Origin of the sequence: Snodgrassella sp. W8135 (assembly GCF_016101225.1) — a bacterium.
In the GTDB taxonomy this organism is placed as follows: Bacteria; Pseudomonadota; Gammaproteobacteria; order Burkholderiales; family Neisseriaceae; genus Snodgrassella; species Snodgrassella alvi.
In genome coordinates this window covers 118,023-130,577 of the sequence record NZ_JACFQX010000002.1, presented here as the reverse complement: position 1 = coordinate 130,577, position 12,555 = coordinate 118,023, and the positions used below count along the sequence as shown (strand labels likewise).

Sequence of the window (12,555 nt, the reverse complement as noted above, 5' to 3'; positions counted from 1 at the left end):
TTTTGCTAATGAATCCATCAGACAAATGTCATAATCAATCTGGTCGATATAGCCTATAGAACAATTAAAATAGTTATATAAACCATTTATATTTCAATTCTGCATATAAACTAATCAGCTCAATAGATTTAATTACATAACAAGTCCAGATGATATCTTTATCAGAAATTGTATCTGACAGAATAAAAGTAGCAGATGAAATAAAATTACATTTATTATTCTTTTTGCATAAATAATTTCAATAGAAAACACACACATGTGACATACATTAAATATGCCGTATCAGGTATAATTAATCACGACAGTAAAAAAAAATATATGCATTATTGAAACTTCATGTTTCTATCAAGAGGTCAACATGCTAATTTGCAATCCGTATGAAATCGTTATCCAGGGTATGACTAATAATAATAAACGTTTTCGTCCCAGTGACTGGGCTGAGCGTTTATGCGGTATATTGTCCTCTTTTGATCAGGGACATCGTCTGTCTTATCATCAATGGGTTCGTCCTATTTTAATAGATAATATTCGTTGTGTTGCCGTTGATCGTAAACTGGAAGAAATCAGCAGCACAGCATTCAATTTTCTGATGGACTTTGCCCGTGATAACGACCTACGTATTCTGGATTGCAAATCTTTATTAGAAGAACAGGAACATAAACAAATTACACTCACCGATGCTGTATCTCAGAAAAATGCAGAAACAGCACAAACACAATTAAATACAATTCAAACAGAAATAGAAACAGAACTACAGGTTCCGGTTAATCAATTACGTGAACTGACTCCTGCAGAGACTAGTTCTGCTTTTGCAGCTTTGCATCTGTTGCATCCCAATATTCGTGATATAGCTCAGTTTCAGGATCTGGTCAAAATTCAGCAGACCGAAGGTTATCGTCTTTTGGGAATATTTGAAGAAGGTAAACAGAATGCCGTGACCGTTTGTGGCTTTCGAATTGTGACTAACTTTGCTTCTGGACGCCATATACATATTGATGATTTAGCCAGCCTTCATTTACCCATAGCTGATGAGCAGGCTAGCCAGATTTTCAAAACATTGAAAACAATTGCAATAAATGAACACTGTAGCAGTATTCATGCTGATTCAAATGTATCTTCGGATAGTAGCAATATGCATCATTTATATCTGAAAAACGGTTTTACATTATGCAGCCATAAATTCAGCCAAAAAATTGATTAAATAACATCTTCATAACATATAAAAATACAGGATATTTCATATCCTGTATTTTTTATCCGCATATTAGCTATTAAGATAGCAAATTTATCTTCAGTTAATTTGTTTTTAAAATACACAAATCAGATTGAATTTATTTTCATATTTCTGAATAGCACGATATAAATCTCATTCTTTTTCAGAAAGATAGCCACGCAATTTCTGCATAGCTTTGGCTTCAATCTGGCGGATACGTTCTGCAGATACACCATATTCACCAGCCAGGTCATGCAAGGTTAATCCACCATCATCTGCCAGCCAGCGACTTTCAACAATATGCCGGCTGCGATCATCCAGTTTAGCCAGTGCATTCTGCAAACCTTCGGTCTGCAGAGTATAATGCGCCTGCTGCGCCAGTACTTGTGTTGGTTCTGTAGTACTGTCAGTCAGCCAGTCTATCGGTGCAAAATTATCCTCATCATCATTTTCTGCCAGCAGCGACATGTCCTTACCTGTCATCCGCTGTTCCATTTCCAGAACTTCAGACAGTTTCACACCTAAATCATCAGCAATCGACTGTGCTTCTTTGTTACTTAACGCAGCCATAGATTTGCGCATACTGCGTAAATTGAAGAATAATTTACGCTGTGGTTTAGTAGTAGCTACACGTACCAAACGCCAGTTACGTAAAATAAATTCGTGTATTTCAGCTTTAATCCAATGTACCGCAAACGAAAATAAACGTACGCCACGACTTGGCTGAAAGCGTTTTACCGCTTTCATCAAACCAATATTGCCTTCTTGAATCAAATCAGCCTGATTCAGACCATAACCATCATAACCACGAGCGATAGAAACGACTACACGCAAGTGGGACAAAATCAGTTTTTTTGCAGCCTCTAAATCCCCTTCGGTCTGGCGTACCGCCAAATCCTGTTCTTCCTCAGGAGAAAGCATAGGAATATTGTTTACGGTATGAATGTATTGCTCCAAACTACCATGTCCGGTCAGCACGGGTAATGCAAAAGCGGTATTCATGCCTGTCCTTTCTCTGTGTGCCCAGCTATTTAATTATTTTTCGTTCCCTACAATAACACATTGTTTATTTCAGGAAAACCAATTAATAACTGAGTTAATAATTTATCATTGTAATTAAAATATTACTGTACTTCAATTACTATTTATGATTTGTTCATTATAGGAAAAATAATGTATATTCAAAATTATGATTGTATAAATTTATCATTATACACATTAGTTTGGTTTATTCAATGGCGATAATGTCCATAAATACCTAGTATTAACAGTAAAAACAGACTGATCAAAGCCAAAGGCCAGCTGCTTCCAAGTCGCATATAGGGTGTACTACCTTTATAACCGGATATTTCACCTTCTAATACAGATGCAGTATCAGGTTTGAGCTGTGCCACAACTTTCCCTTTAGGATTAATAATTGCAGTCATTCCTGTATTGGTTGCACGAACCATATAACGCCCTGTTTCTAATGCACGTGCCTGAGATTGCTGTAATTGCTGCTGCATAGCATGTGACTTTCCATACCAGGCCATATTGCTTACATTTGCCAGTAAACTCGCCTGTTTGGCTGTAGCAATTAGTTCATCTCCGAAACCATCTTCATAACAAATATTAAATGCAATACGTTGATTAGCCAGTTGTAAAGGCATTTGTCCTATGCCACCACCAGAAAAACCGACCAGTGGCATGTCCATCTTACTATACAGCCAGCCCAGTAAAGCCGGAAAAGGAATATACTCACCAAACGGAACCAGATGATTTTTTGCATAGAAAGGCAATCCGGCTGTTACAGGAGTAGCTGTAAAATTAATCACTGTATTTTGATAACCGGTTCCATCTGCCGTATATTGCGGAATACCCACGGCGAGTGCAGAACCATGGCTGTGCGCAAGCTGAGTAAATTCATCTAATAGTTCAGCAGGCATATCCTGACGCATTACCGGAATCGCTGTTTCTGGCAAAATAACAATATCTGCATGGGTACTGGCTATCTGATCAAAATAACGTTGTAATGTTGGCTGTAATGACCGCTCATCCCATTTGAATGACTGCGGAATATTGCCTTGTGCCAGAGCAATCCTGGCATGAGTGCCATCTGACTGTGTAAAGTGAAACTGTAATAATATTGCTCCAAGCAACCATACACTTATTAATGCAACACCACAGCTAATCTTTGCTCTCCAGCTTTTTGCCAGTACCAACTCAGCCAGCCAGGCACCACTGGCTACAGTAACCAGTGTAACCAGAAAAATACCACCCACTGGTGCATAACCGGCCAGAGCCGAATCTGCTATTTGGCTATAACCCCAGATGCCCCAGCCAAAACCTGTTAGTGCACGTTCACGGACAAATTCAGCCAGACACCATAACAAAGGCAATACAATAGTATGGCAAATAGTGCCTGAAAACCTGAATTTACCCAGTAACCAGAATACTATAGCAGGATAAATGGCCAAATAAGCAGGTAATATCAATGTCAGCGGCCAGGCCCAAATTTGCGCTAATCCGGCAATATCATGTAAAGCAATATCTATCCAGTAGAGTAATGATGTATATGCGGTTAATGCCCACAGATAGGCTGTCCTGATACGCCATTGTGGTCGTACACTCTGCAAAATCAGCAATAACGCCAGTAAAACTGGTAATAGCCAATAATGATAATAAGGAGCAAAGGTAAATGGTACCAGAACCGCAGATATGAATAATAACGGCCAGTACACCCATGCTTTAGCTAAAATAGCATGACATTTCATAGCAGAAGAATGTTGTGCAGCTATCTCCGGTTGAGCAGTCACATAAATCTCCGCAGCTTTTAGACAGCTAAATTAAAATTTAATAATTACATTAGCCATGAATGGCAAACATCAATATTCATTATATTTTAATAATATATTTTCAATACAATATATTATTAATTACCATAAATATTGTCTTCTATAAAATACGGATTGATAAGCTATCTCTATGTTTCTGTAGCTAAAACAATGTAAATAAAAAAATTCTCAATGTGTAACCGCATTAAGTATACTAATCTACATCATGTTTAACAGTTACCATTAGTGTCTGTAAGCGTCGTGCATCAGCCCGGGCTATTGTGAAGTTTAATTTACCAATGGTAATTTTTTCACCTCGTACCGGCATGTGTCCTATTTCCTGAATAACCAGACCGCCAATAGTGTCTACTTCTTCATCAGAATAATCAGTACCGAAGAATGCATTGATATCTTCTATTTCTGTCACCGCATTAACGCGAAACCGCTCAGCAGACACTGCAAAAATATTATCAGCACTATCATCTTCATCAAATTCATCTTCGATATCACCAATGATAGGCTCTATTACATCTTCAAATGTCACCAGTCCGGAAGTACCGCCATATTCATCAACAACAATAGCCATATGATTACGTTGCTCACGGAATTCTTTCAGCAATGTATTCAGTGATTTACCCTCCGGAACAAATACAGCAGGACGTAATATTTGCTCTAGCTGAAAATGCTCTGTTTTATTCCAGTATTTGAGTAAATCTTTTGCATGCAGGATACCCAGAATTTCATCTTTATCCTCACCAATTACCGGAAAACGAGAATGAGCAGTATCAATGATATAAGTAATAATTTTGTCTAATGAATCATCAATCTTAATCACATCCATCTGGCTGCGCGTTATCATCGCGTCGCGTACTTCCAGATCAGCAAAGTCCAGTACATTTTCCAGACATTGTAAGGTATCTGCATCAAAAACCTGTCGTTCATGAGCTTCCCGCAAGGTTTGCAGTACGTCTTCTTCAGTATCCGGCGTCTCTCCAGATATACGATTAACCAGTCGCTCAAAAAATCCGGGTTTCGATGAACTTTCGTCCATAATCAATATTCATCCTGTATATAGGGATTAGTATATCCTAACTGATGCAGAATACGAATTTCAAGCGCTTCCATAATTTCTGCTTCATCATCATCAATATGATCATAACCCATCAGGTGTAAAACACCATGGACAGTCAGATGAGCGTAATGCGCTATCACTGATTTATGTTGGTCAGCGGTTTCTTTTTCTATCACCGAAGGACAAAAAATCAGATCGCCATTGAGTTCTGAACAATCAGGCAAATACATGCTTTCGCCTTCGTTGAGTGCGAAACTCAGAACGTTAGTTGCATAATTTTTGTTTCGATAATCATGATTAAATTGGGCTGCCTCATCTTCATTACACAGTAATATGGCAATATTGGCTTGTTTATAACTATTCTTACATGTTTGCCATATCCATTGCCGCCACTGTCTATAAGTAGGAACAAGGCTGGCATTACTGCGATTATCGACATTTAAACTAAATATTTGATTCAAATGCTGTAAAACTGGCTTTTTTTTGGCAATTTTCATCTAATTTATTTTTGATCCTAATAGGTATATTTTAACAAGTACTATTGATAAATGCACTATATCACTGATTCAGGAAATAATGCTTTTATCAGGATTTTACTATTAAAGTTTAAATTTCAATTTGATAATATTTATATTAAAATTTTGATCTATACAGCTATATTGCACATAATCGTTCATTTTTTGTATCATCACCCATTATCCTATTTGTTATTTTCCATTTTAACATCATATTTTTTCATCAATTTCTTACATATAGTTTTAACTGTACAAATTTTATTATCCAGCATTTAAAATGTTAAAATCTTATTTTTAAATTAATCTTCATTAATCCACTGCTCTCTTAAGATTTGATGTGTTATTAACCAAAAAGGCACCGACTATTAATGTGGTTAGTGTCTTTTTTGAGAGAGTACTAAGAGCACCTTTAATTAAACAAGCACTTTGCTATGTTATGATTATATTATTTTACTAGTAGATGGAGCTCATAATGAACATTCCTGAAAGTATGCAGCAAGAGCTAGGCGCATGGAATAATGGAGCAGGCATTGATTTAGAAAGTTGGATTGGCTGTATGGGGAGTTATGATTTAGCCGTGGGTTATTGCACATTATTTTGACCAACATTTCAATGGATTGATGGCTATATTGTGCGAGAAGGGCTCACAGCAGATTATCTCAATAGTTGGGCAAAAAAGGAAGGGGCTACGCGCTACTCTGTAGAGTGTCTTGTTAACCACCTTCACATCGCCGATATTCATTGTAATGAACAAGTAACGAGTGACAAAGTAGTTGCTTTAGGTAAAGTGCTTAAAGAAATTTATACTGCAAAACTAAAATTACAGTTTCCAGAGCATCCGTGTGAAGTTCAGTTTTATATTCCTGAAAATAAAGAAGATATAATTAGTTATCAGTTATCTTTTTTTCAAATAGGTGGAGAAAATTTGCCAGCTCATCAAATATCTGCATCGTGATACTGATAAGCATAATTTATTTATATAGTGTGTGTTGAATATAAAAAAGAGCCTACTTTATTAATTAAACCTTTCTTTTGATTAAACGATATAACTAAAATATTATATTAAACTGCTGTTAGAACTTACAAGTGAATCTTCGCCAAAACGATCACTGCCAAGAGTTCCGTTCAGGTACATAAAATGAGTAATACAAAACCGCCAATGTAAGGAACAAAGTGAATAAAAAACTAAGCCCTACTCTACTATGATTAATGAACATAATGAAATTTGTTATAATAATTCTTTATTATGCAAGATTTGCAAAATATCATTACAAATAACATACAAATGGTTATTACCCTGAAATTTATAACCTATAAATCAATGTGATGAATAAAAATTTATTGTCTTTCCTTTCAATAACACAAGCACTTTTATTGTTTCTTCACAATAAACTTTATTACCATCTAATTCTATCTACCTTTTATCAACAATAAAGTAATTTAATAATGTATTTTGAAGAATTATTTTTGGTGGTGTACATTTATGTCTGTTTAAGATTCTCAGCAAAACAAATAAATGTATTAATCTAAATTTAATCAATATATTATTCTTGATTAACCGATTTATCTTTTAAGATTTAATACAACTCAGTAAATTTACTTCATCCCATTTTTTAATCTTTTACTTAATTGATTAATAAAAAATAATAATTCAGTCCCATTTATCATTCATTCACTTTATTAAGATATTTTATCAATCCCTCTTTCGTTGAAAATTCACAGCGTTCGTCGGTTTGAAAATTATCGATACAAATCGTTTTTGATATGACTCTATTATCCCCCAAAAAAATAATGCCTTAAATATACCATCATCTTCTATAAATAGAGGTAATTTAATAAAGCCATAACTGTATGATATGTTTGGTTCTAAAGTATCTTTAAGTAAAATGTAAATGTATTTGTCGCCTGTTTTTTTTATCAGCATATTCAAAAGCACTTACTAGTTCTGCATCACCATATTGATATGTATCAAGTTCGTATGCTTTATTTAATTCTTTATTATTATTTGTTAAGAAATAAACCTCTAAATTACGCTTTTCTTTTTCAAGAGTATTACTAAGAAACATCGCTGTGCCTTTATGGCCTTTATATTCAACATTAATTGGCGGATGAGCAATGTTATTATATTTGGGAAATCGATATTCTTCCGGAATGGTATCTAAATCCACATCAGAATTAGCATAAACATTTTGCAGGGTAAAAACTAAACCTAATAATATAAACATTACTAATTTAAATTTCATTGTACCCCTAAGAAAAAATAGAATTAAACATCTTTCCAATATTTATTGTTTCAATAATTTGCTTGTTTTTTGCCAAAAGTATAAATTACTGATTCACTATTTTTATATATAATTATTTTATTTTCTTAATATATTTATTATTTAAATTATATAAATGAATACAGATATTAAAAAACAAGATTCTAATGCATTGTGAAACTGATTAGGCTAATTCAATAATAATTAAAATAGCTGTTTCTTGAATCCAAACAAAATCCATAAATAAACTCAGCATTTATTCTAAATATTGAGTTTATTTATGGCAAAAGACATATGGTAAATTGATTGCTTCAAATGATTTAAAATATACTGCTATTCTAAGCCATTTATCAATTTACCTCTTTGATATAAAATTACTCACCCTGCTTAAATATCTGAAAACAGGGCTTTCATTATATATGATAATTTAGCGTAAAATATCTACAATACTACGTGCTGCGCGGCGGGCATCCAATAAAATGAGACCAAGTTTAGCGCCTTCGTTAGCAGTAACAGCCAGTACATTGGTCTCACCTGCCTGAATTAGCAGAATATAACCATGCTTACCCTTAACCATAACTTGCTCCAGTTCATCACATTGTAACTCACGGGAGGTACGGTTTCCCAAAGCAAGCAAAGCTGCTGCCATTGCACCAACGCGGTCTGGATCAACACCATTCGGTAACAAGGTTGCTACCGGCAGACCATCGGAGGAAATTACAGCAGATGCGGTAATATCAGCCGAAGAGCTGTTTAAATCACTTAATACCGAAACCAGTAATTGTTCTTGCATCTTGATGTCTTTCTATTGATGTTATTCATTTACCACATGAATGTCTTCACCCGCCAATACGTACAAACCACGTACCATCGTGACAAAAGCTTCACCATTTAGTAGCGGCAATCCTGCTGTTACCAAAATATTTTTGGTATTGCCTATATACAGAGGGAAGAATGTTAATTCACTCTGACCGGCAGGATCACATATCCCGATAGCGTTGTTGTAGATATTAAGGTTATTTTTAATCAGTAAACTGTGTTTTTCTGTCAGGCGTGTAGCCTCACTAGCCAGATTAGCTACCTCTTCGGCAGTTTCATGATTAAAACCGACATTAGCAAAATAAAAACCATCCTGATCTACCAACAGTGCTTTATGGCTGTCTGATAGCTGCCCCAGAATGTTTTCAAATTCATCAGAGGTAACTTTAACCAGCTGAGAACTGGGTTTAGCCTCTCCGTATAAGAATTCCAGACGTTGTAAGCGATATAACAAATTCAACGCTGTGTGAACATCATCTGTTTCAGCCCATCGTTTCAAACGCTCTTCGGTTAACTTCGCATTAATATCCGCCTGCAGAATATTGGCCAGCAACATACGACTGGCACTCTGGTTGGGGCTGGATACCGCATAAAATGCACCGGCTGGCATCACTTTAGGATACAAATCATGATGTAGCTGTAATGTAGATTCCATACTAACTACCCTTCTAAACCTGGATCAATTGAGTACAGCATAGCAGTAACCAGTTGTTTTACATCATCTTCATTACGGGCATCTACCTCAAAAACAGGTACATTAAGTTTATGCTGCGCCAAATACTGCTGATAAACATCCACGCCCGGCTGAGGATTGATATCCATTTTAGTTACACCAACGACAACCGGAGCCTCATCCAGTAAATCATGAAAAGAGGTAAGAAAAAATTTCAAATCTTTTAATGGATTCTGGCGGGTATTATCCAGCAGCAGAATTAAACCCATACTCCCCTTACTTAAAATACTCCACATGAAGTCAAAACGTTCTTGACCAGGTGTACCATATAAATGAACTTTTGTATGTTCATCAAGCCGAATAACACCATAATCCATGGCTACAGTAGTATGACCTTTTCTATCCTGTGTCATATCCGACGCACTGGCATCAGTCTGTACCGGAGGATCATCCGATAATGCAGCAATGGCAGTCGTTTTTCCCACCCCAACCGGGCCGGTAAATATAATTTTATTTTCAACCATGATTACTCCCTGCTTAGGTATTAATTGCCACGCAAGCGACCCATCAAACGTGCCAGTAAACCACCTTTCGGCTTGTCTTTATCGCTCTCATCATATTCTGCCTCTTGTGTACCACTTGCTGGTTTAGCAGCTTGTGGTGCTTTTCTTGTCAGAACCATTTCTTTCTCCTGTTGTGTAGCAGGAGGAGTCAACTGCTGCTCAATAATCAGGGCACCAATTGAATATGTAGCTGCTATATAGTTTAAAACATCTTCTAAAGAAACTGGTAATAACTTATATAAAGTATTCAGTGCCACAGGCGTACGCACCAAAAAAGCTGACAGACGCATAGCTTCAGGCAAATAAGCCAGACGAGTCATATTTGGCCATGCTTTCAGTCTGATCACTGTATCCGGCGTAATAGGCTCAATCAGACGACCGCGTGCTGTCCAGATTGATAACTGCCAAATACAGGATTGTAAGGTTAGCTTAGCCTTATCATGCAACTGTGCTGTTGATGCGGATGCAGGTACAGTTTTAGTCTGCCATTCTGCATCAGTTTGCATACACAATTGTTGCAAAAAATCACTTTCAGCTGCCAGTAATACTCTTTCAATGCTGGGAAATACAATTAATACAGGCTTATTATTAAACAGAATTGCTGTATCTTCAGTTTGCTGAGCAAGCTTTTGTACCATACCCAGTAAGGTTCCCTGAGTATGAAAGCGCACTACAGTTACCGACTGATGTGCATGCTCAGCAATTTTGTCTGCCTTATGTTCAGCATTTGATTCAATTTTTTCACTAACTGATTCTTTTTGTGCAGCTGCTTTATCAGCAAGCCAAACCCCGTTCCCCTGCTGCAAATTACGCAGATGCTGAAACAGCGTATCGAATCGGATAGGTTTCATCAGGTAAGGTGCTGTAAAAGATGGTGCATTACGACCAAAAAAGACTACCACAGCATCAGGAAATTTCTTTTTTGCCTTATGCCAGAGCTCTTCGCCGTCGTCAGCATCACCATCAACCAAAACCAGTTCGGGCTGTAAATTATCTTCAGGCTGAACTAACTGGTAATTTACACTATTGTACATCTTAAATGCCATGCGCAACATGGCTGTCTGGCGATCATCCACATTGACGAGCAAAACATAGGCAGTTTTTACTTTGGGTATTGAATTGTTCATCATTGATTTTGCACACCACCGTGGTTAATACGTTTCAATAATTGACTCATAGCAAGTACAACTTCTTCAGGTGGCGTCTGAATTTCAGCACGAATTACCTGTAACATTTTTTCCAGACGTGACCATTCTTCTGCACGTTCATATAAGTCAAATAAAGTAATGTAAAGCTGAGACTCTTGCGGATAAAGCAGGACTGATTTTTCTAATAAATCCATTGCTTCATCAAACTGACCAAAGGTAAGCAACGATTCCACATCCCGCAATACAAGTTCTGCAGGTGTTTCGGCCACGTCATTCTCTGAAGATGCTTTATCAACCAATGACAGGCGTTTAGCTTTAAGGGCACTGCTATTCACAGGCAGATAACCCTGAGTCACGCCAATATCACGCAATATCGTTTCGCTAGGCTTAGTCTCCAACTTTTCAAACATTGGATGATCACCCAGACTGTATCCCCAACCCAGCATACGTTCTTTTACGACATTACCGTATTGGCCCAAAGTATAATACAAACGCCATAAATGCTGTGCAAACACATTGATATTATTATGTCTGTAATCCAGCACCAGAGCATCAATAATCATACCTGCTGGTTTTCTGGATGTTTTAATTGCTTTATTTAGACAGCGAATAGCTGCATCATAGGGCAACTGTTCTTTCAGCAACACGTAACTGTTTTCGGGTTTGGAAAAACTCAGCAGAACATCACGCTCATCACCGCGAATTTTAAAGTTACCTAGATTACCTTCTACCAGCAGTTCGTGCGGCTGCTCCTCAGCATTCTGTTTATTAGCAGAGGATTCTGCTTCAGGTCGAACATCTTCAGGTTTTTTATCCTGATTGATGCCTACTTCTTTTTCTGTTTCCTTGACATCCCATTGCAGCAAATCTTCTGCAAGCACGCGCAGACCCAGATGATTTTCATCTAGTGCAAGTCCTTGGCGAATCAGATTTTCTAATTCAGGCCGCTGGAAATAATTACGATATTGATCAATTACTTCAGCAAGTTTATCTGAATTTTTGGCATCTAAGCATAATGCAGCCAGTTCATTGACCAGAGTATTTGCCATTGCAGGACTCTGCTGGGCAATATTCTGCTCCAGATATGCACCGAGTGAATCAGCTGCTTTCTGAAAATAACCAAACTGTTTATAAACTTTATATTCAGTAAGATGATCTACAGTAGCGACAGAAACCGTGGATTTATCCGGACTGGTGGTTAACTGCCAGTCCCAATCCTCATCCTCCAGAGAAGCTGAAGCATCCTCATTCTCGGATGTATTCTGGGCTTCAGCAGCCTGTTTACCTGTCTTTTTATTTTGTTTAGATGCGGATTGCTTTTTGCGGACCGAACTTTTACTTTTGCCTTGTCCTGCCGCTTTCTGCCGCTTTTTCAGCACGAGCAATACAGCCAGCAAGATAACCAAAAGGGCAATAGGTAAATATAATTCCATAATTTACATCCCTTTTATAATTAGTTGCCAGATGCATGAGCGCAT

Annotated in this window: 13 protein-coding genes; 3 read left to right on the top strand and 10 right to left on the bottom strand. The window is 37.0% G+C overall.

Annotated features, from left to right (window positions below):
* Positions 1-358: 358 nt before the first annotated feature.
* On the top strand, positions 359-1,201 hold the full coding sequence (locus H3T75_RS06640) for a DUF3579 domain-containing protein (protein ID WP_084550938.1): 843 nt from the start codon (positions 359-361) through the stop codon (positions 1,199-1,201).
* 165 nt (positions 1,202-1,366) lie between these two features.
* Here the strand turns inward: H3T75_RS06640 and rpoH are convergent, their stop codons facing one another.
* From rpoH to ybeY, 4 genes are all read right to left on the bottom strand, one after another.
* The gene (gene rpoH, locus H3T75_RS06635; protein ID WP_084550936.1) at positions 1,367-2,215 is read right to left on the bottom strand and encodes an RNA polymerase sigma factor RpoH; all 849 of its coding nucleotides are present in this window, start codon (positions 2,213-2,215) and stop codon (positions 1,367-1,369) included.
* A 230-nt stretch (positions 2,216-2,445) separates the two neighbouring features.
* Positions 2,446-3,966: an apolipoprotein N-acyltransferase gene (gene lnt, locus H3T75_RS06630; RefSeq protein WP_198211398.1), complete on the bottom strand. Its 1,521-nt coding sequence runs from the start codon at positions 3,964-3,966 to the stop codon at positions 2,446-2,448.
* Between the two features lie 274 nt (positions 3,967-4,240).
* The gene (locus tag H3T75_RS06625; RefSeq protein WP_025331717.1) at positions 4,241-5,077 is read right to left on the bottom strand and encodes an HlyC/CorC family transporter; all 837 of its coding nucleotides are present in this window, start codon (positions 5,075-5,077) and stop codon (positions 4,241-4,243) included.
* 2 nt (positions 5,078-5,079) lie between these two features.
* Complete coding sequence (ybeY, locus tag H3T75_RS06620) at positions 5,080-5,595, bottom strand: rRNA maturation RNase YbeY (RefSeq protein ID WP_084548664.1); 516 nt, start codon at positions 5,593-5,595, stop codon at positions 5,080-5,082.
* A gap of 490 nt (positions 5,596-6,085) precedes the next feature.
* Here ybeY and H3T75_RS10965 point away from each other — a divergent pair, with 490 nt between their 5' ends.
* Positions 6,086-6,214 (top strand): hypothetical protein, encoded by a 129-nt coding sequence (locus H3T75_RS10965; protein WP_255517931.1) that lies wholly within the window; start codon positions 6,086-6,088, stop codon positions 6,212-6,214.
* 30 nt (positions 6,215-6,244) lie between these two features.
* Positions 6,245-6,568, top strand: coding sequence for a hypothetical protein (locus H3T75_RS06615; protein WP_198211352.1), 324 nt, complete (start codon positions 6,245-6,247; stop codon positions 6,566-6,568).
* Positions 6,569-7,490: 922 nt separating this feature from the next.
* On the opposite strand, the gene H3T75_RS06610 is transcribed toward H3T75_RS06615, so the two are convergent.
* From H3T75_RS06610 to H3T75_RS06585, 6 genes are all read right to left on the bottom strand, one after another.
* Positions 7,491-7,856: a hypothetical protein gene (locus H3T75_RS06610; RefSeq protein WP_198211351.1), complete on the bottom strand. Its 366-nt coding sequence runs from the start codon at positions 7,854-7,856 to the stop codon at positions 7,491-7,493.
* Positions 7,857-8,301: 445 nt separating this feature from the next.
* On the bottom strand, positions 8,302-8,667 hold the full coding sequence (locus tag H3T75_RS06605) for a roadblock/LC7 domain-containing protein (protein ID WP_025331721.1): 366 nt from the start codon (positions 8,665-8,667) through the stop codon (positions 8,302-8,304).
* 21 nt (positions 8,668-8,688) lie between these two features.
* Complete coding sequence (locus H3T75_RS06600; protein WP_078475436.1) at positions 8,689-9,348, bottom strand: peptidase M23; 660 nt, start codon at positions 9,346-9,348, stop codon at positions 8,689-8,691.
* Positions 9,349-9,353: 5 nt separating this feature from the next.
* A complete protein-coding gene (locus H3T75_RS06595) occupies positions 9,354-9,890 on the bottom strand; it encodes an ATP/GTP-binding protein (RefSeq protein ID WP_078475435.1) in 537 nt (178 codons plus the stop codon).
* A 20-nt stretch (positions 9,891-9,910) separates the two neighbouring features.
* Entirely contained in the window at positions 9,911-11,059 is a 1,149-nt protein-coding gene (locus H3T75_RS06590) for a hypothetical protein (RefSeq protein WP_078475434.1), read from the bottom strand.
* On the bottom strand, positions 11,056-12,510 hold the full coding sequence (locus tag H3T75_RS06585) for a hypothetical protein (RefSeq protein WP_078475433.1): 1,455 nt from the start codon (positions 12,508-12,510) through the stop codon (positions 11,056-11,058). The genes H3T75_RS06590 and H3T75_RS06585 overlap by 4 nt, the downstream gene beginning before the upstream one ends.
* Positions 12,511-12,555 lie beyond the last annotated feature (45 nt).

Bases quoted from the DNA above. Each gene is read 5' to 3' on its own strand.
- rpoH (WP_084550936.1), bottom strand. From the start codon at position 2,215: ATGAATACCGCTTTTGCATTACCCGTGCTGACCGGACATGGTAGTTTG.
- lnt (WP_198211398.1), bottom strand. From the start codon at position 3,966: ATGAAATGTCATGCTATTTTAGCTAAAGCATGGGTGTACTGGCCGTTA.
- H3T75_RS06625 (WP_025331717.1), bottom strand. From the start codon at position 5,077: ATGGACGAAAGTTCATCGAAACCCGGATTTTTTGAGCGACTGGTTAAT.
- H3T75_RS06590 (WP_078475434.1), bottom strand. From the start codon at position 11,059: ATGATGAACAATTCAATACCCAAAGTAAAAACTGCCTATGTTTTGCTC.
- ybeY (WP_084548664.1), bottom strand. From the start codon at position 5,595: ATGAAAATTGCCAAAAAAAAGCCAGTTTTACAGCATTTGAATCAAATA.
- H3T75_RS06605 (WP_025331721.1), bottom strand. From the start codon at position 8,667: ATGCAAGAACAATTACTGGTTTCGGTATTAAGTGATTTAAACAGCTCT.
- H3T75_RS06610 (WP_198211351.1), bottom strand. From the start codon at position 7,856: ATGAAATTTAAATTAGTAATGTTTATATTATTAGGTTTAGTTTTTACC.
- H3T75_RS06585 (WP_078475433.1), bottom strand. From the start codon at position 12,510: ATGGAATTATATTTACCTATTGCCCTTTTGGTTATCTTGCTGGCTGTA.
- H3T75_RS10965 (WP_255517931.1), top strand. From the start codon at position 6,086: ATGAACATTCCTGAAAGTATGCAGCAAGAGCTAGGCGCATGGAATAAT.
- H3T75_RS06595 (WP_078475435.1), bottom strand. From the start codon at position 9,890: ATGGTTGAAAATAAAATTATATTTACCGGCCCGGTTGGGGTGGGAAAA.
- H3T75_RS06640 (WP_084550938.1), top strand. From the start codon at position 359: ATGCTAATTTGCAATCCGTATGAAATCGTTATCCAGGGTATGACTAAT.
- H3T75_RS06600 (WP_078475436.1), bottom strand. From the start codon at position 9,348: ATGGAATCTACATTACAGCTACATCATGATTTGTATCCTAAAGTGATG.